Below are 18,030 nucleotides of genomic sequence, written 5' to 3' on the forward strand. Positions count from 1 at the left end.
ACGCTGCTGGTGGAGCTATTATCTTGATTTAATAATTAAAAGGGGTTCTTGGGCTTCGTGTGACTGAGTCACATCATTTATAGCTGCGCTTATTGCGCTATTCTTATCTGGCTGATTTACTCAGCTTGGCTGTTCAGGTACGCACGGTGCGAAATATTCGACCATGGACGAACCTGCTCGATGTACGCTGCTTGAGATTCTTGGATCTTCTTCGCTAGCTCATCTTTAGCCGCATGCTCAGCAAGCAAACGTTCGTTGGCTTCTTCCAGTGCTGAGATCACTTCTGCTGGGAAGTCTTTTACTTCTACATTTGGATATTCAGACTGAATCGACGCCCAGTTCTTACCACTCTCATGCTTAGATTGAGTGTACATATCGTAGGCTGCCGTTTTCATTGCTACGGTTAAGATAGCTTGCAGATCGGCAGGTAGACTTTCCCAAGTACGCTTATTCACAAGGAACTGCAACTCAGTGCCCGGCTCATGCCAGCCTGTGTAGTAGTAAGGTGCAATTTTGTGAAAACCCATGCGTAAATCTAACGAAGGACCGACCCACTCAAGCGCATCGATAGTGCGACGTTCTAATGACGTATACAGTTCGCCAGGGGCAATATTGGTTGGTTTCGCACCCAGCTCCGCTAAGATTTCGCCAGCAAAACCGGGAATGCGCATTTTGAGACCTTGTAAGTCATCAACGGAGTTAATCTCTTTTTGGAACCAGCCGCCCATCTGTGTATCAGTGTTACCACCTGGGAATGACAGCAAATTGTGTGGTGCATAAACTTCTTCCATTAGCTCCATACCGCCACCGTGATAAAACCATGCGTATTGCTCGGTTGGCAGCATGCCAAATGGCATTGAAGTGAAATAAAGCGTGTTAGGCACCTTACCTTTCCAGTAGTAAGACGCAGAGTGACCAAGGTCATACTGACCAGACTTCACCATATCAAACACACCTAGTGGCGCTTTATGTTTGTTTGATGAATCGATGGTGATAACCAAGCGACCGTCAGACATCTCTTCAGCCATCTTCGCCATATTTTTAGTTGCGTCACCAAAGATCGGGAAGTTGGGGCCCCATGTCTCTGCCAATTTCAACTTGTAGACTTTCTCTGGTTTAACATCCTGTTGCGCAGTCTCTTGTTTGGATTCTTCACCGCAACCGACCAAAGCGATAGAAGCCGCTAAGGTGGCAACACCTAACTTAAGCTTCCCGTCTATCAATGAATTAAATACTCTCATTATCAGATCCTTTGTTTCATGAGCGCCTTTACGACACTTCCTAGTCATCAACAGCATGAACGATCAAATGGGAATAAAAAATCGGCGTGAACACGGATATTTTTAACAGAACTATGACGAATTAAAAGCAAGTAATACGTATAACTACGTAATCCAAAGACAATTAACTCTCTAACTTAATGAATAAGATAACAATAATTGGCACAACCAAGTAAGCACAAAGTGAAACTATACGTACGTAGTTGCTGCGTACAAACTTTAAGAATATTTTAACTATTGTGATAACAACGTTTTAATTTTGTATCTCACGGTACTTAATTCGCGAGAGTGACAAGGCTCAGTTGACGATATTGATGCAAAAAAAAAGACCCCAACAAAGTGGGGCCTTCTTCAAAACAGCTAATTGGCTAATTAAATCGCTTTATAAATAACTTTGTTGCCAGCTAATTGTTCTTTCACTACTAGATTTTCTTCTAGAAGTTTTTTAAGTGCGCCAGTTGCCCAAGAAGCTGCTTTCGCGTCTTCTTGACCTGCAGCTAGGCCGATACCTTTAGGGTTGATGCCATCAGTATTGCTAACAACAATATCTAGCACTTGTTGCTGCTTAGGAGTCAGAGCTACGTCAGTTTGCTTAACCGCAACGACTTTCTCTGCTGCTGGTGCTACAGCGACTTTCTTCTCAACTACAGGCTTAGCTTTTTTAGTTGCTTGAACGTTAGCAACTGCCGCTTTAATGTGCTTTTGCAGTTTCAGCTGCACTTTGCGCTTATGAGCAAGTCTCATCGAGTGTTTCTCCATTTCACTGCATACCGAGCAGTGGTGAAAATTTGAAGCGCGTTTTATACCAAAAAATTGCGATTAATGACAGGGTATCAATGCCTTTAAACGACAAAAACGTGTCGTGTGTTGGTAGAAGGACAGAAAATAGTCGATATTTAGACTGATCCATTTCCATCGTCATCGGTAGAGATCAAGAGTAATCAATCCGTCAATTAGGGTCTTGGATGAAAACCATACACCTTTACAATCACCGGTTTAGAAACCTATCCGTCAAACAGATTTGGGTCGCGATACCACTGACACTGCTGGTCGCTTCTGCGGTATGGTTCTCCACCAGTTGGCAACAGCTGATCGTCGCTATTCTCTTGCTTATCGCAGCTTACTATGCGCTAAAACTTCTGATTAAACAGTCAACTGTGGGATACACACTCACTGCCACCCATTTTCAACAACACTTTGCCAAAGGCGGTTGGGTCGTTGGTTGGCACAACATTAGTAAGATCGGAGTGTGCCAGTATCATCAAGAAGGATGGTACCAACCTCTGCCATGGATAGGGATTAAGCTCAAGGATTACGATCCATACCTGCAAGCCATTTGCCCAAGAATTGCCACCGAGCTGCTGCTGGGGCAACGTGCCCTACTCTATCTCGGCTTGAAACAGCAAGAAAAGCTAACCCAGTTTGAAGACAAAGTTCTCGACTCACGCCCTTATGTGAGTGAGAAAGGCACTCACTACTCTGGGCTACAAGCAATGCTCGCCAATAGAATGGGTTACCAGCGCGAATTTTATGACTACGATATTTTCATCTCGACCAACGATCTCGACCGTTCAGATCAAGAGTTCATCGGATTAATGCGACGCTACCTCGCCGCCAGTCACAACGGATATAAAAAAGGCCGCGAACGCGACCTTTGGGAAAACTCTCAAGAGTAATTAGTAAAGTGGCATTTCATCAGCCACAAAAGGATTCGAGGCACGCTCGCGACCAAAGGTTGACTCCGGTCCATGACCCGGAACAAAACGCACATCGTTACCGAGCGGCCACAGTTTGGTTTTGATCGAGTTAATTAGCGTATTGAAATCGCCTTTCGGGAAATCGGTACGTCCAACACTGCCGTTGAACAGAACATCGCCAACAAACGCCAGTTGGGCTTCTTGGTTAAATAGAACCACGTGGCCCGGTGTGTGACCCGGCGTGTGAATCACGTCCATCGTTTGATTACCAAAGGTGATTTGGTCGCCTTCTTCAAGCCATTGATCAGGTTCGAACGCTTCGGTAAGAGGGAAACCGAACATCTGGCTTTGCCCTTCAAGGCCTTGTAACCAGAAGTTATCCTCTTTGTGTGGGCCAACAACCGGCTTGCCGTCGAGAAGTCGAGATAGCGCCTGAGTTCCACCAACATGATCGAGGTGTCCGTGCGTTAGCACCAAGCTTTCTACTTCAACACCGAGCTCTTTGATCAACATCGCCAATTGCTTTTCGTCACCACCTGGATCGATCACGATACCTTTCATGGTTTCATCACACCAAACAATTGAACAGTTCTGAGAGAACGAAGTGACAGGTACAACCTGATACTGCAAAGACATAGAAAAACCTTATATATCGAGAATCTGGCTGAACTATGACACGATAGTTAACTAACCTCAAGTGAGTTAACTATCGTTGTCATCAATGCTGTTAACTCAACAACTTACTGATGTAAAGATGGCTTCCTGCTCACTAAGACCAGTAACGTACAGGCCCAGTATCAATGTGAACAAAATTGCTACTTGGATAGTAACCCACCCCACCAGCTTTTATCTCACGGGCAATATCGCGGACTTTGCGTAGGTTGACACCATCTAAGCGAAAGTCGATTGCTTGACCTGTCATATGGTAGCTCTTTTTCGCCACCCCACTTGAACGAGCGCGTAGAGCTTTGTTGGTGGCCGGAGAACGGTAACCAGAAATAATCTGCACTTCCGCTTCTACGCCTAACTCCGATTGAATCAATGAAATCTGATCAAACAGTTTCTTGTCCATGTTGTGGATTTCATTACGTCTAAAGTCACGGCAAATTTTGTCAATACGCGTGAGTTCCTTTCTAACATAATGTTGACCATCGAAATAACGCGTTTCGAGGTTTTCTCCTGTGTGCACATTGTTGAGTGCCAAAGAGCGAGAAAGATCTGGGTATGATGCAAGCGCAACGCTTGGAGCACAACTTGCTACGACAATCCCACTTCCTGCCAACTTAATAAAATTTCTGCGTGTAACTTGCACTGTTATTAACCTTCATAACTGCTTGTGGATTTCGTGCTGAGTCGGACACTACCGAACTCTGTTATGAAGTGCAAATGCATAAAACGTGCTTAAAAGCGGCTTTAAGTTGCATCACAAAGGTTAATTATTGAACTTGTTAATAAAATATTTATAAAAAGGCGAAATGCAATAAATTGTAAATTTTCAGTCAATGTGACCATTGCCGCTTTGTGTTGCCGCAAAGCGGTAAAATGTGACTAGATTTTGACGTCACAATTTTAACGTGGCACCGCTCAATAATCTAAGCGATAGATATCATCCCGATACTGCACCTTGCCCTCTTCAGACCAAGCTGTTTGGTAAATAATATGTACCGGAATACGTTCACGTAATGGAATCGACTTATTATCCTGCGTGGTGATCTGCTGAATTTCTTCTAAGTTGAGGCCTTGATTGGCAAGCAATAACGCCGCCAGTTGATCGGCATCTTTGACGCGAACACAACCAGAGCTAAAGGCTCGGGAAGGCTGCTCAAACAAATGCTTACTCGGCGTGTCATGCAGAAATATCGCCCGATCGTTGGGCGTGTTGAACTTGTAGAGTCCCAACGCATTGTTGGCACCCGACATTTGTCTCATCCGATAAGGAAACGCTTTGGGATGAGTGTGATACCAATCAATCATGTTTGGGTTGATAATTTGACTAGAAGTCCAACTTTTAATGATTTTAATGTTCTGTTTGTCTAAATAGTTCGGGTCTTGTTGAACCGCTGGAATGATATCTTCAACCATGATTTTCCAAGGTACATTCCAAGTTGGATTTAGAATCACCGAGTCAAGATTACTGGTCATTACTGGTGTCGGGCGTTTTTGTCGCCCTACAATCACCTGAGATTTAAACACCTGCTCACCCGCAAACCAATACTCCATCTCGTATCCGGGGACGTTGACTACAATGATGGTGTTGCGTTGTTCAGGCCAAATACGGCTTCGCTCTGCATTGACCGCGATAATCTTCAGTCGGTCTTTGCTGCTTTTGTTTAACCAACGAATGGTATTAGGGCCAATGATTCCATCCGCTTTTAAACCGTGTATGCGTTGAAATTGTTTAACCGCATCTTCTAGCTGATTGTCATAGTAGCCAATCTCTCGCTCAATACCGACCAGATCGACATCGACTTGTTCAAGACGCTGTAACAGCGCTTCGCGACTCTCCAGAATATCACCAACCCGCTTTAGACGGGTCGACTGAGTGTAAAGAGGGACAACATCATAAATTCGGCTAGCGATACGGAGATAGGTACTGATCAAAGCTTGATAACTATCGTCGTCTGGGGTGTACGTATCAATCAACGCATCCAACTGCTGGGATTGCATTGAACCCTTTAAGTCAGCGAGCGCCGCTTCACTTGGTAGCGGCAAAGGTTGAGTAATCTTCTCTTCAAAAAACCAGGTTTTACCGTACTGCTTCGCGAGTTCGGCATAGCTCATATAAGCCAGAAGCGTATCGGTCGCCAACAGATCATATTGATACCAAAGATTGCTATTACGTAGATAACGTAATTGATTGAGTTGCTTAGAGAGTATGGGGCTAATACCCGCTTTATCAATCAGCTCTAACTGAAACTCAAGTTGACTACTTTGGTGTAAATCGAACCAAATAAGTTGATTATCATTGCTGCGATAGAGTTCCTCCAACTGCTGCGGGTATTGATACTCAACAGCGCTGTTAGGCTCTACCCAGCCAATCTGTTCAAAATAGTTTTCCGCCCATACCGTACTTGGCATAAGAGAAAAGGCAAACAACAAGATACCGCTTCGTAACATTATTCCATCGCTTTTTTCTTACCATAAATTTAAGTATGGCAGAGAATTTCCATTTAGCTGGGTTTGTTTATCTTAGTTTTATCAATACGTTAGTGCTAACACCTATGTCTAAGCTATCATACTCCAATGGTTATCCCACTGAATAGATGTAAATACGGAAGATTTGTCTCTTGGTTGCGATTGAGTGATCACAGTGCCAGAACCAGAGCTAATCGCGAACTCACCCTGATTGAACACAACGCCAGATGCGTCAGGTAATGGCGATAACTCGACCAACTCTCCGCTCTGCTTTGACCAAATCCCGTAACAGTTGCCACGTGGTGAAGTCGCCAATATCCATTCGTCTGAGGCCGCAATGCTTGCAATGTAATGACTAAAGCGCGCCCATTGTTCCGGCTCGGCGTACAGAGGCTGCAACTCTTTACCAGAACGATACATCGCCAATAGAGCAGGATATTCATCAGGCTCACCCCGATACTGCTGCCCGCACAACACGGTATTGTCACCATCATGAGCTAAATGACGAATACTCAAGCGATGGTCAGGCAAACTCCGTTGCTCTAACCTTTCCCCACGTGGAGACAAAAAGGTTAAGCTCGGCTGCATAGATTCTAGATTTAACGGCTCACGACCATTAGTGTGAACGCCGCCTACACCGATAACAAGCCTGTCGTCAGGCATCACGATGACCTCATGCGGTCCGATGCCAAAATCAGTCAACTCATCAATCTTTTTATAACCATCGGCAACATCATAGATACCAATAATGCCTCTACTGGTTCCACGCTCTCCCTCTGTGGCAAACAGTAAATGTCCGTCATTAGAGTAGACACCATGACCATAATAATGGCGAGAAGGACTGGCCTTATTCAAGCGAATCATCTCACCAGTTACATAATCAAACACCATAAAGTAGCTGCCGGGGCGACGAGCAAATGCGACCGCATGTCCCCTAGCAGCATTGGATGTCACGCCATGCCCTCGCTCTGGGAGCGGTAACTGTCGAATCGGTTGTCCAAACTGATCAGCTACAACCACGCTGTAGCGGTCACGCCCCGTGATTGCACAACCAATTAAACTTGGCTGAGAACTCTGTGGAGTGTTTGGTGTACTGCTACATCCAAACGGTAAGATAGGTGCCGCCGCACCAAATAACGCTGCCTTAAGCAGCGTTCTACGCGTTGGATCAGTCACCATCGGTTGCATTAAATCCTATCACCACACCAAGCTCGATAGCGACTTCTTCATGGATAAGATAATTCAGTCGCTCTAACTTGTTATATTGTGACATTACGGTTTGATAACCCTGCTTAGTTTGCAGGAGTTCAAACAAGCTTTGATCGGTTGGCCATGTCTCAATTGTCAGCTCAAACTGATCGACGATTCTATCAGCCAAAGCCCCCTTCCCTCGTTGACGCAACTGGGCGTCCAAACCATCACCGTTAGCTTGATAGACGGCCTTCATAGCAATCACGTTATCTTTGAGGTTTACCATCGATGTTTGTGAGCGCCACGACTCGGCGAAATAAGGGCGTGGCTTGCCAACTTTCGCAAGAGGTCGGCTAAGCTTTTTCATACTGTAATCAAGCTGGTTAGACAGCATCGCAATATATTCAGAATTCCAATCATTTGCCTCTAAAGTGACCCAAGGATTGGTTTGCCACGCATCGGCAATTTTCTGTGCGTTGTGCGCTAAGTTCTGACTAATTGCTACACCAAGCTGGCAGGTGTTGTCACTAACTTGGAAGTTGGATAAGGTGTCGTAGAGTAACCACTCGATGGCACCGACACCTTGTACAGTGACACTTTGAGTCGCGATATCCCCTGCTTGCCAATCAGATTTATTTTGACGAACCAGCGCGCCCATTTTCCGCCCGGTGGTGTTTTTCTTATCGGGCCAAAACTGAATGTTCCAGCTTTGCTCTAACGCGGCTTGCGGTCCTCGCTCTTGCCCTTGTAACGCCATCCAACTCACCATGGTTTGATGCCATTGTTCTTGCACGGCGGCAATATCACTACTCGTCGCACAATACTGAGCCACTTGGTGTTGGAGTAAGTCAGCTTGCTGGCGAAAACGATCCGCAGCGGCAAACTCAACCAAATATACACCTTGGCTAGCATGACCCGTTTGCTCCGGCGTTGCGACTTGATTTAACTCCGCTTGGCAACCCACCAATACTATTGGTAACGCGCACATAAACAGTTTGCTATTCATAGTGACCTCTAGAGAGAATTTAAAAATGCTAAAAGAGCATCGCGTTCTGTTTGGTTAAGCTTTAGCACTTTTTGCTGCGCACTTTTCGCTTCGCCACCGTGCCATAGTATCGCTTCCATAATTGAACGAGCGCGACCATCATGTAGGAAGTAAGTATGCCCGTTCACCTCTTGGGTATAACCAAGCCCCCACAGAGGTGGTGTACGCCATTCTTGACCATTGGCAAGATACTCTGGTCGATTATCAGCAAGGCCTTCCCCCATATCATGCAGCAACAGGTCGGTATAAGGGTGAATCAACTGCTCAGAAAGAGCTGGCAAGTCAGCATTGCGCGCCGTTTTTACGTTAGTTTTGTGGCAACTTTGACATCCTATTTGCTCAAACAACGCCTGTCCCTGCAAAACCTGAGGGGCATTCACATTGCGGCGTATAGGCACAGCCAGATGCTGAGTATAAAATTCAACAAAGTCGAGTATATTGTCACTGACTTCAGGCTTACCGCCATTCGGGAGATCATCACAAATAGATTGGTTGCTGGTGCAGTTTTCATTAGGAAATAGATTGCTAGTTAAACCAATATCGCCATTAAATGCGGCAGCATTTTGCTGCATCAAGGTTGGTTGTCCAGCTTTCCAACCAAAGCGACCAATAGCAAAGTCCTGCTTTTGCACATCCCATACGCGGTTAACCTTGCCGGAAACACCATCGTTATTGGCGTCTTGTTCATCTTGCCATTCCAGCAGAGTTTCATCTGGAATCATTTCCAACAAACCTAAACCAATCATGGGTGGAGCGACTCGCGCTGACATCATGGTATCAGGGTGCATGTCACCGTAGCCCAATTCCGTGATGGAAAGCGTAGGTTTACGCAAAGTCACTTTAGTCCCATCCTCAAATGCAACGGTAACATCGCTATACTGGATATTAATTTTGCCTTCAGGCTTTTGATCTTGCAGGGCGAAATCTTGCAGTTGACCGCCATACGTCGGTTCGGGAATGACACCGTCTTTGATGTATGCTTTTTTCTGTTCTGGTGTCATTGCTGGAATACTCAAACGCACCAGCATAGAGACAGCATGAAGATCATCGGCTTCCGGCGGATGACCGCGCCCATCTTTAATGTGGCAGTTTTGACAACCATTGGTGTTGAATAGCGGTCCAAGCCCATCACGTGCATCGGTAGAAGCCGGCGCTTGAACCCAAGGATTGCGGAAAAAACTGTTACCCACGCTAAAATCTAAGCGCTTGCTCATGGGTAGGTTTGCCGCAGGTAATGAAAATGCGTTCGCACCTTCTTTTTTCACTGCCGTATTACCACCTGTTTTGATTTGATTTGCGTGGACTAAAATCGGTGATACGAGCACTACTATTGCTGCTAGAGATGAATTTAAAAACCGCATCATTCCAGTGTTCTCTTCAGTGGCTAAGCCCCCCAGCGATAATAATTTTGCGTTAGATGGCTGGGTGAGACTCAATAATCGGACTAAAAAGGGCTCAAGCGAGCCCTTTACGTTAGTTAAATGAAGTCAGCGAGTGATTAAAACTCGTGATCAGCGGTATCTGGATTCAAGCTATCAATACCAATCACGTTGGCAGCACGCTCAATAGAGGCAGTTTGCGCAACCAAAGACATAATTGTCTTATTGACCAGTGCGTTGCCTTGCGCATTACCTGCAGCAATCAGTTGATCAAAATGCTGATTATCGTTTTCCGCAGCACTAACTAGTTGAGCGACTTGCTCACGAGTTGTCTCAAACTGCTTTTGAATTTCATCCGCTGCTTGTTGATCTTTGTTTGCAACCAACGCGTGAATACCAGGACCTTCGAACTTGCTGCCATCCACTTTTTGATAAGTGCCGGTATAGACGTTGTAGATGCCCTGCTCATTGTAGTAGTGAGAGTTGTGTGTGTTATCAGAGAAGCAATCGTGCTCGTCTTCTGTCGAGTTCGCCTCTAATGCCACCTTCATGCGCTCACCAGCAAGCTCGCCTAGCGATAGTGAGCCCATGCCGAATAACATTTTACGCAAACCATTGTCCGCAGAGTCGTTAAGCAACTCTTCACGGTAGTTACCTTTTTCACTGGCTGACCACTGCTTTTCCATCCATGCTAGATCTTGAACCAGTAAGTCTGACGCTGCGCGCAGATACTCACCACGGCGGTCACAGTTACCATTGGTACATTCTTTACCAACAACAAAGTCAGTATATGCACGCTGACCTGCACCTGCGTTAGTACCGTTTAGGTCTTGCCCCCATAGCAGGAACTCAATCGCATGGTAACCAGATGCAACGTTTGCTTCCGAACCACCCACTTCATTTAGCTCTGCAATCAACTCAGGGGTGATCTTTGCAACATCCAACTTAGTTGCACCAATGGTGAGTTCTTTGTTGGCGATGATGTTAGCGGTTGCGCCCTCATTGCCCAATTCATACTGGTAATCTGCCGCCACGTAGTCGATCAGACCTTCATCCAAAGGCCATGCATTAAGTTGGCCTTCCCAGTCGTCCACAATCACATTACCAAAGCGGAACACTTCTGATTGCTGGTAAGGTACACGAGATTCAAGCCACGCTTGTTTCACTTGCTCAAACTTCTCCGCAGAAGGGGAAGCTAAGAAAGAATCAATGGACTTATCGAGAGATTTAGCGGTAGAAAGGGAGTCTGCAAATACTGCGTGTGCTAAGTCTGCGTAGTGTTCAACAACCTGCTGCTTTGTTACATCCGCAGCGAAAGCTGAACTGCCCGCCACGAGAAAAGCCGCCGCCACTGAGTGCGTTAAAACTGATTTTGCCTTCATTATTATATCCTTGTTGAGCTTGAAGATACTTCATCGCAATGGTGTTGCTAATTGTTATCATTACCAATACGAGTTGCGAATAATACAAATTTACAATTTATTTGCAAGACAAATACAAAAAAACCTCAAATTAATGAGGTTTTTGTCAAATCAGTTGGCGAAATGTTAGAGCTTCAATAAATGTTTGCCGTGGGAGATTTTCGCTTTGAGGTAGTTTTCGTTGCCATCTTTAATGTGCGCTAGCGTGTTCACAACCTCAACGATTTCAATGCCATGTTCTTTAAGTTCACGCACTTTCTTTGGATTGTTGGTCACAAGGCGTATTTTGCTTACCCCCAGCGCCAATAACATCTGCGCAGCTTCAGTGAAGTCACGTAAGTCATCGCCAAAGCCTAAATGGTTGTTTGCTTCATAGGTATTCATACCTTGGCTTTGCAAACGGTAAGCATCGATTTTGTTGTAAAGACCAATCCCACGCCCTTCTTGGCGAAGATATAAAATGATGCCCCCTGCTTCACCCATCTTTTCAATGGTCTCATCGAGTTGCTCACCGCAGTCACAACGCGACGAATGAAAAACATCGCCAGTTAAGCACTCTGAATGCATACGAACAAGCGGCACGTCTTGAGTTGTGTCTGCATGTTTAAAGACAACTGCGACGTGTTCTTTCTCTGTTTTAAGACCATTAAACGATAAGATCTCTGCATCAATCTTACTTTCTACGCCGACTTTAAAATCAACTCTGGCACGTACTTCCGCCATATCAATACTCACTTGAATTACTGTATTTTCTAATTGTGTGATCGCATTCATTACAAACGCCTCTGTGGGTAACTATGAGGACTCTTACCAAAGAATTCAATGTTTAGATCACATTTGTTATAATATAACAAAATTGACACACTAACCGTCAACAGAAAAATACAGCGCCAGTAAAGTAAAAACCCCAGTACCTTGAGGATACTGGGGCCGATGTTCTTTGTAGTAATTAGTGCAACTTAGCAGGAAACTTGATTGCGTTGCCAAACCGACAACTCAACCCAAACATGCTCCAACTCTTTTAACTCTTCCTCAGTCAAAAGATTAAGGGTCGGCTGACTGTGGGGTAATGTATGCGTTTGCAACGAACTAATATTCTTATAAAAGTCCTTTTTTAATTGAATTAGCAATGTCTCCACAGCACTTCCCTATTATGTCTAAAGTGGTTCAATAGTTTAATGACAACCCACGCGGTCACTACCCAGTTATGATATCAAAATCGCCGATCTGCGCACAACTTCATTATATTTATGGGACGAATATCACTTTAAACTCTATTGATTTAATTTAAATATAAGGATCCAAAATATGATCCACAGACAAAAAAAAAGAGTGAATTGATCATATGAACACTCCACTCTAATTCTTAGGTTTATCTATTTGTGGGCTTAGTTGCGTTTGCCTAACTTCACCTGACCATTATCGGCAAACCAAAGCGCCTCATTGCGGCGGCGACCGATGAGGATTGGGCCATCATCATAGAACAGGAAGTTCTTCCAACACTTCTTAAATGTTGACCATTTCGTCTCAATAATGTTGTATTTTTCGTAGCAAAAATAGACAGTTACATCATCTTGCCAATCAATATAATCCAATACTTCTTGCGGCAACTGTTCATCATCAGATTCCCATGCCGACATCCAATCTACACTCTCAGACCAATTATCCACTTTCATTGGCCAATCACTTGAGCTCAAACGCTCAGCGTCTGGGCTCTGTGCACTAATATTATCTTTCCAAAGCTGTGCTGAACGAGCTTGATCCATCGGCTTGATCGCGTCGAGATCTTGTTCAGAAACAGGCATAGACTGGTGGGTAAAAATCCATTTTCTTTGGTACTGGTCCAAAGGTAAATAAGACATGGTGTTCCTCAATTAAGATTTAACCAGCCATGTTCGCTGGCTTATTCAATTATTCTAATTTAACTTTATCTAACTCAATGAATAAGGAGAGTTGCCGCTCCAAACGTCTTGTCGTGGTCTATTTAGGCTGCCAGTTAGGGTTAGTAAGAGAAGTGGTTATATGATCTCGCCAATCTCCATCAATTAGCAAGTAATTCTTTGCATAGCCTTCACGTACAAAACCTAGCCGCTCCAACACCGCGGCACTGCGTTCATTATGTGGCATATAACAAGCCATAATTCGATGCATATTGTGTTGGGTGAACATGTAGTTCACTGCCATCGTCAACGCTCGAGTCATGATCCCTTTGCCTTGCGCGCCCTCACCAAGTGAGTAGCCAACGTTACAAGCATAAAATGGAAAGCGAGTTAGATTACTAAATGAAACTGTGCCTAACATACTGCCACTCGGTTTATCGATGATCAGCAGATAGAACCCCATACCAAGTTTATGCACGTCCTGCAGTTTAAGGAGTTTGCGCGTCCAACCGGACAAACTAAAAAACTCAGCTTCGCGCGTCGGCTCCCAAGGTTTGAGGTACGCTTTGTTGGCGACAAAATACTCACGAATCATGTACGCATCGGTTACGTCAGCGGTTCGGAGTAAGATGTCACCATCAAGTTCATAGACTTGTTGAGGGGTACTGATTTGACTCATCAAATCTTACGAATTCCATATTCGCGCAGCTTATTCGCCACTGAAGTATGAGAGACATCAAGACGCTTAGCCAGTTTACGACTAGAAGGGAATGACTGATAAAGTCTTTCCAATACTTTTGACTCGTACTCTTTCATGATTTCATCAAGCGAGCCGTCTAAGCTCAGGGTTGCACCTGCGGCAACCGCTGCTTCCATCTGTGGCAAGTGGAATAGCTCGACAGTCAATGTATCGCTTTCCAGCTCAGTAAGTGCACGCAGAACCATATTTTCAAGCTGGCGCATATTGCCCGGCCAGTTATAAGAGTTAAGTTGGTCGATAAGATCATCGGCCATATTTGGTCGAGTCATACCTAACTGGCTAACGTATTTGGCGACAAACATCTCCAGTAGCGGTTCAATATCCGTCGTACGCTCACGCAATGGCGGAATATGAACAGTCAGTACGTTAAGACGATAAAACAGGTCTTCGCGGAAAGAGCCTGATTCAGCTAAGTCAGCCAGTTTATGACGTGTTGAAGCAATCACACGAACATCGACTTGAACCTCATGCTCTTCACCTACACGGCGGAAACGACCATCTTGCAACAGACGAAGCAGTTTGATCTGCAAATGAGGGCTCATCTCGCCAATTTCATCAAGGAAAACGGTGCCGCCATTTGCCTGCTCGAAAATACCTTTGTGCGTAGACGTCGCCGAGCCGTGACCAAACAGCTCTGTTTCTGCCACATCATCCGGCATCGAAGCACAGCTAAGAACTAGGAACGGTTGCTCTGCGCGATCTGAGCGATTATGACACGCTCGCGCTAGCATCTCTTTACCCGTGCCTGTCTCACCTTGAATCAACAGCGGTTGATCCATGTTCGCCAGTTTCTTGGCTTGGCTCATCAGCGCTTTATGGCGGTTCGAAATACCAACAAAGTGCTCAAAGCCAAGGTTACTCTGCATTGGTAACATCTGCTTGAGCAGCGACTTATCTTGAGTCGCACGAATGATCATTACCGTACTTGCCAGAATGGATTCTTGTGTTTCTGTCTCGATGTAGACAGGCATAATTTCCATTACATAGTCAAGACCATTGATAACAATGTTTTCGCGCTGACGTGTAATTTTTCCTTCAGCCCATTTGCTAAAATTAAAGCTTGGTAAAACATGGCTGATTTGTTGAGAAATGACTTCCTGCTCTTCCAGATTAAACAGGCTCAATGCCGCTTGGTTAGCCATATCCACATTGCCGCGAAGGTCAATCGAAAGTACTGGCTCTGGTAAGTTATTAAGCAAAGAAATCAACTCAGTGTTATGCCTTTCCATTGGCATAAACTGGATCTTGCGTACATCTTTTACACCAGAGATTCGACGGATCTCTGCCATAAGTTCACTGAATGTATCAAAATCAATATCAGGGCAATTGAGATAAATAATGCCCGAGATATCAATTTCGATACCGCGCAAATCGAGATTTCTCGAAGCTAGAATATTGAGCAACTCACGAGTTAAACCGAGTCTGTCTTCACATAAAACTTCTAGACGCACAGAATAGTCCTAATTAACTGTCAGGAAAAGTTGACAGTAGTTTCCTCCATGCGTTCTACCCCGTCAAGCAAAGCAACATTACCAGCTTCACATTCACGCTATTTTACTGTTAGCTCGGCTACTTTTAATGCGATTTGCTTGCGAATCGCCGACAATTTCACCGCCCTATCTGGGCTCCAAGGCATTGGACGCAGCAAAGACATGGCTTTAATCCCCAAACGAGCGGTTAAAATACCAACGCCAATGCCCTGTCCAGCGCGTGCAGAGAGCTTGCCAGCCAGATCCATCGACATCAAATCCATGCCCGCATCGATAGCCAGTTCACTTGCTCCAGCCGCGGCCATATTCACTAACGTCGACTTAAACAGTTGCAATCGCGACCAGTAACCCAGCTCTATACCGTACACCTGTGCTAGGTTATCAATCATCTTAAAGTTGCGCCAAGCAACTAAGAGCATATCCGCCATCGCCAACGGGCTGATAGCGACCAACGCCGCCGATTCAGTGGCATGTCGCGTGACAATTTGTGTTGCGATTTTGTCTTGCTCAGCCACTACAATCGCATCGTACATATCCAGTATTTCTGCATCACTGTGCGAGGCGTTCAATCCATTTAGCCAACGGTCATAACTCGGAGACTCGGGTTGCACGCCCCCGTCTGCAGCTAGTTTTTGGCAAAAGGCTTTGCCCTGACCCACACTGTCACTTTGCAGCAAGGCTTCACTTTGCTCTTGAACAGAAAAGTGGTTTTTTAATCGACGTAACTTCCAGAGCTCCTTGCCGATTGCCCCAATACCCAGCGCAGCAAGAGTAGAAATAAACCCTGCCCAGCCAAGTGCCAACCAGTCAGCGCTTTGAGCCGCTTGAACAACTGTATCGAATGCTTGCCACGCCACTAAGCCAGAAAAACTTGCCAACAAACCTGTCGCTAACCAACGACGCCCTTTCTTAGGACGAATAACTTGCTCTAAATTTTGCTCAGCTGAGGCCTCATTTGGCTCTTCCACTGCTGTGGGTACAAATTTATCTGCGGGCTCAAACTGCATTTGTGCATTGAGTTCTGGTTGTACTTGAGGTTCTTGATGCAAAGTCTGATCAAAGACTTGTTTTGCTTTGTACTCACTCATTTCAGTTTGTCTCCAAGCAGATATTCGAGCGCTTTATCCATTCGAATATGGGGTAATGGTTCATCTTGATGGCTAGGCATCGGTTTGAATGCGGTAAACTCAAACCCCTTGTGTTTCCAATAGTCGGAGGACGGTAATTTCCTCGGCACTTCCCCTGGATAAACCGTCAACGGAGCATCATTAACATCCGTCCCTTGAATCGCCGGTATCGACTGATCTCCATTGGCGATAAAGCCTGTTTTTGTCGCCTGAATCGACGCCATTGAGATGCAACTCATCTCGATATTTTCAAACGAAGCCGTTTGCCACGCTGGGTGCACCATCTGCTGCAAAAGCGAAACCAAATTGGTGTGCTGTTCTGGCGTAACATGATCCGCTTTAGTGGCGGCAAACAGCACTTTATCAATACGCGGTGCAAACAAGCGTTTAAGCATGCTACTGCGACCGTAACGAAAACTGTGCATCAGTTGCTCTAACGCAGCACGCATATCCATAAAAGACTCATAACCAGCGTTGAGGGGTTGCAAGCAATCAACCAACACGATCTGACGGTCAAATGTCGCAAAGTGGTGCTTATAAAACGCTTTCACGACTTTGTTTTGATACTCCTGATAACGCGCTTTGAGCATCGCGAGGTTGCTTGTACGTGCCGTTTTTTCTTCTGCGTTGAAGCGCACTGGGAAAAACTGCAACACTGGCGCACCTTCCAACTCTCCGGGCAAAACAAAACGACCCGGCTGTACCCAGTGCAACCCTGCCGCTTTACACGCATGCAAATAATCAGTGTAGATCTGTGCCACTGCCTGTAACTCTACTTCGTTCACTTCCGCACTAAGATCAAACGAGTCCAATGCTTCAAGCCACGGTTTTGCTAGCTCAAGTCGCTGACCAGATAAAGCTGAGAATTGGCTGTTACACCACTGTTCAAAATCCATATCCAGTAACGGTAAATCAAGCAACCACTCTCCCGGATAATCGATGATATCGAAATGCAATGTCGCGGTGCTACCGAGCAATTTTTTGGTTTTGCGCGTTGGCTTATACTTAATTGCCAAGCGGATTTCACTCACATCCCTTGTCGGCTCTGGCCAATTAGGTTGCTCTGCATGGAGTTGTCCCATCGCTTCATCATAGGCAAAGCGCGGCACCATCATGTTGGTTTGCGGCTCTCGCTTTGCGCCAATCACGCGCTTATCACGGGTTGCACTCAGCAGCGGCAGTTGGTTGTGAGTCGAAGTATGAAGCAGTTGATTAACCAGCGAAGTGATGAATGCCGTTTTACCCGCCCTTGATAAGCCTGTAACGGCAATTCGGACGTGAGAATCTAGACTACGATGCAGAAAATCGTTCACTTCTTGCTTAATACTTTTCATTGAATCTCTCATGATTGCTATAACTACAACAACTGTACCAAGCGATATATTAATCGCGGATGAACAAAAAACCTCTGACACGAGTCAGAGGTTTGTACGAAAATACATATATACTCAAGTGACTTCAAGATGCAGGATTCAGAGCCTTGTCACTGGCTCAAGTTCAAGGAAAACTGCGACGTGAAATAGCTATCTATTTTCAAGTAGTTTGACGTAGAAATCGGGCCAGTGACTGGCTCCCGAAGGGCGAGTTCCCTTGGTTCGTATGCATCGTTAACGATTTTTGGTTTA

17 protein-coding genes are annotated in these 18,030 nt (G+C 45.3%); 1 reads left to right on the top strand and 16 read right to left on the bottom strand.

The genetic code is table 11. The features are described 5' to 3' along the window. Positions 1 to 116: 116 nt before the first annotated feature. Positions 117 to 1,241: a TRAP transporter substrate-binding protein gene (locus GZK95_RS08275; RefSeq protein WP_139312628.1), complete on the bottom strand. Its 1,125-nt coding sequence runs from the start codon at positions 1,239 to 1,241 to the stop codon at positions 117 to 119. A gap of 411 nt (positions 1,242 to 1,652) precedes the next feature. After that, on the bottom strand, positions 1,653 to 2,024 hold the full coding sequence (locus tag GZK95_RS08280; protein ID WP_075707635.1) for a MarR family transcriptional regulator: 372 nt from the start codon (positions 2,022 to 2,024) through the stop codon (positions 1,653 to 1,655). Between the two features lie 221 nt (positions 2,025 to 2,245). Here GZK95_RS08280 and GZK95_RS08285 point away from each other — a divergent pair, with 221 nt between their 5' ends. Further along, complete coding sequence (locus tag GZK95_RS08285; RefSeq protein ID WP_075715609.1) at positions 2,246 to 2,956, top strand: DUF2982 domain-containing protein; 711 nt, start codon at positions 2,246 to 2,248, stop codon at positions 2,954 to 2,956. Here the strand turns inward: GZK95_RS08285 and GZK95_RS08290 are convergent, their stop codons facing one another. The 14 genes from GZK95_RS08290 to GZK95_RS08355 all read right to left on the bottom strand — a co-directional run bounded on the left by GZK95_RS08290 (position 2,957) and on the right by GZK95_RS08355 (position 17,739). Continuing rightward, complete coding sequence (locus GZK95_RS08290; protein WP_075715608.1) at positions 2,957 to 3,613, bottom strand: MBL fold metallo-hydrolase; 657 nt, start codon at positions 3,611 to 3,613, stop codon at positions 2,957 to 2,959. A 133-nt stretch (positions 3,614 to 3,746) separates the two neighbouring features. Beyond that, positions 3,747 to 4,289 (bottom strand): YcbK family protein, encoded by a 543-nt coding sequence (locus GZK95_RS08295; RefSeq protein ID WP_075707641.1) that lies wholly within the window; start codon positions 4,287 to 4,289, stop codon positions 3,747 to 3,749. 272 nt (positions 4,290 to 4,561) lie between these two features. Continuing rightward, positions 4,562 to 6,094, bottom strand: a complete 1,533-nt coding sequence (locus tag GZK95_RS08300; protein ID WP_075715607.1) for a L,D-transpeptidase family protein — start codon at positions 6,092 to 6,094, stop codon at positions 4,562 to 4,564. Between the two features lie 108 nt (positions 6,095 to 6,202). Next, positions 6,203 to 7,300 carry a DUF1513 domain-containing protein gene (locus GZK95_RS08305; RefSeq protein WP_171972117.1) on the bottom strand — a complete coding sequence of 366 codons (1,098 nt, stop codon included), beginning with the start codon at positions 7,298 to 7,300 and terminating at the stop codon, positions 6,203 to 6,205. Further along, positions 7,281 to 8,309 carry an imelysin family protein gene (locus GZK95_RS08310; protein ID WP_075715606.1) on the bottom strand — a complete coding sequence of 343 codons (1,029 nt, stop codon included), beginning with the start codon at positions 8,307 to 8,309 and terminating at the stop codon, positions 7,281 to 7,283. Before GZK95_RS08310 ends, GZK95_RS08305 begins: the two co-directional genes overlap by 20 nt. A gap of 8 nt (positions 8,310 to 8,317) precedes the next feature. Beyond that, positions 8,318 to 9,712: a di-heme oxidoreductase family protein gene (locus GZK95_RS08315; protein WP_075715605.1), complete on the bottom strand. Its 1,395-nt coding sequence runs from the start codon at positions 9,710 to 9,712 to the stop codon at positions 8,318 to 8,320. Between the two features lie 134 nt (positions 9,713 to 9,846). Then, positions 9,847 to 11,109, bottom strand: a complete 1,263-nt coding sequence (locus GZK95_RS08320; protein WP_075707649.1) for an imelysin family protein — start codon at positions 11,107 to 11,109, stop codon at positions 9,847 to 9,849. Positions 11,110 to 11,274: 165 nt separating this feature from the next. Next, the gene (locus GZK95_RS08325) at positions 11,275 to 11,922 is read right to left on the bottom strand and encodes a GTP cyclohydrolase II (protein WP_075707651.1); all 648 of its coding nucleotides are present in this window, start codon (positions 11,920 to 11,922) and stop codon (positions 11,275 to 11,277) included. A 185-nt stretch (positions 11,923 to 12,107) separates the two neighbouring features. After that, complete coding sequence (locus tag GZK95_RS22270) at positions 12,108 to 12,287, bottom strand: hypothetical protein (RefSeq protein WP_075707653.1); 180 nt, start codon at positions 12,285 to 12,287, stop codon at positions 12,108 to 12,110. A 249-nt stretch (positions 12,288 to 12,536) separates the two neighbouring features. Next, complete coding sequence (locus GZK95_RS08335) at positions 12,537 to 13,010, bottom strand: DUF2947 domain-containing protein (protein WP_075707655.1); 474 nt, start codon at positions 13,008 to 13,010, stop codon at positions 12,537 to 12,539. Positions 13,011 to 13,128: 118 nt separating this feature from the next. Next, on the bottom strand, positions 13,129 to 13,707 hold the full coding sequence (rimJ, locus tag GZK95_RS08340) for a ribosomal protein S5-alanine N-acetyltransferase (RefSeq protein ID WP_075707657.1): 579 nt from the start codon (positions 13,705 to 13,707) through the stop codon (positions 13,129 to 13,131). Then, positions 13,707 to 15,239, bottom strand: a complete 1,533-nt coding sequence (gene tyrR, locus GZK95_RS08345) for a transcriptional regulator TyrR (protein ID WP_075707659.1) — start codon at positions 15,237 to 15,239, stop codon at positions 13,707 to 13,709. Before tyrR ends, rimJ begins: the two co-directional genes overlap by 1 nt. Before the next feature lie 98 nt (positions 15,240 to 15,337). Continuing rightward, positions 15,338 to 16,366, bottom strand: coding sequence for a YcjF family protein (locus tag GZK95_RS08350; RefSeq protein ID WP_075716413.1), 1,029 nt, complete (start codon positions 16,364 to 16,366; stop codon positions 15,338 to 15,340). Next, positions 16,363 to 17,739 carry a YcjX family GTP-binding protein gene (locus GZK95_RS08355; RefSeq protein WP_075716414.1) on the bottom strand — a complete coding sequence of 459 codons (1,377 nt, stop codon included), beginning with the start codon at positions 17,737 to 17,739 and terminating at the stop codon, positions 16,363 to 16,365. The genes GZK95_RS08350 and GZK95_RS08355 overlap by 4 nt, the downstream gene beginning before the upstream one ends. Between the last annotated feature and the right edge of the window lie 291 nt (positions 17,740 to 18,030).

The organism is Vibrio panuliri (assembly GCF_009938205.1).
Lineage (GTDB): Bacteria > Pseudomonadota > Gammaproteobacteria > Enterobacterales > Vibrionaceae > Vibrio > Vibrio panuliri.

Coding starts and splice junctions, on each gene's coding strand:
- GZK95_RS08355 (WP_075716414.1), bottom strand. CDS start 17,739: ATGAAAAGTATTAAGCAAGAAGTGAACGATTTTCTGCATCGTAGTCTA.
- GZK95_RS08325 (WP_075707651.1), bottom strand. CDS start 11,922: ATGAATGCGATCACACAATTAGAAAATACAGTAATTCAAGTGAGTATT.
- GZK95_RS08335 (WP_075707655.1), bottom strand. CDS start 13,010: ATGTCTTATTTACCTTTGGACCAGTACCAAAGAAAATGGATTTTTACC.
- GZK95_RS08290 (WP_075715608.1), bottom strand. CDS start 3,613: ATGTCTTTGCAGTATCAGGTTGTACCTGTCACTTCGTTCTCTCAGAAC.
- GZK95_RS08315 (WP_075715605.1), bottom strand. CDS start 9,712: ATGATGCGGTTTTTAAATTCATCTCTAGCAGCAATAGTAGTGCTCGTA.
- GZK95_RS08285 (WP_075715609.1), top strand. CDS start 2,246: ATGAAAACCATACACCTTTACAATCACCGGTTTAGAAACCTATCCGTC.
- rimJ (WP_075707657.1), bottom strand. CDS start 13,707: ATGAGTCAAATCAGTACCCCTCAACAAGTCTATGAACTTGATGGTGAC.
- GZK95_RS08310 (WP_075715606.1), bottom strand. CDS start 8,309: ATGAATAGCAAACTGTTTATGTGCGCGTTACCAATAGTATTGGTGGGT.
- GZK95_RS08320 (WP_075707649.1), bottom strand. CDS start 11,109: ATGAAGGCAAAATCAGTTTTAACGCACTCAGTGGCGGCGGCTTTTCTC.
- GZK95_RS08305 (WP_171972117.1), bottom strand. CDS start 7,300: ATGCAACCGATGGTGACTGATCCAACGCGTAGAACGCTGCTTAAGGCA.
- GZK95_RS08280 (WP_075707635.1), bottom strand. CDS start 2,024: ATGAGACTTGCTCATAAGCGCAAAGTGCAGCTGAAACTGCAAAAGCAC.
- GZK95_RS08350 (WP_075716413.1), bottom strand. CDS start 16,366: ATGAGTGAGTACAAAGCAAAACAAGTCTTTGATCAGACTTTGCATCAA.
- GZK95_RS08275 (WP_139312628.1), bottom strand. CDS start 1,241: ATGAGAGTATTTAATTCATTGATAGACGGGAAGCTTAAGTTAGGTGTT.
- GZK95_RS08300 (WP_075715607.1), bottom strand. CDS start 6,094: ATGTTACGAAGCGGTATCTTGTTGTTTGCCTTTTCTCTTATGCCAAGT.